We start from the raw sequence: 255 nt of genomic DNA on the forward strand, positions 1-255 counted from the left end.
TACCACCCGCCTCCGTTCGAGCGAACGGGGGGACGCAGGAGGATAGGGAGAGCGCACCATTGGATGTGTGCGTCCAAGCTGTGAGCGCGTCGGATAGGCAAATCCGTCCGGCAAGCGCAAGCAGTGATGGGGAGAGAAAATGAGTATCGAAGCTCCTGATTTCACACTGCCAAGAAAAGCCTCTAGCGAGGATGGCGGGTGCCCGTACCGCAAACCAACACAGGTAGGCGAGGAGAGTATCCTAAGGTGATCGGG

At 58.4% G+C, this 255-nt stretch carries 1 rRNA gene; it reads left to right on the forward strand.

Annotated elements, in window-relative coordinates:
- Window positions 1-255, forward strand: a 23S ribosomal RNA gene (locus tag CKW00_RS13535); the annotation flags it as partial.

This window comes from Salimicrobium humidisoli (genome assembly GCF_002295105.1).
Lineage (GTDB): Bacteria > Bacillota > Bacilli > Bacillales > Halobacillaceae > Salimicrobium > Salimicrobium humidisoli.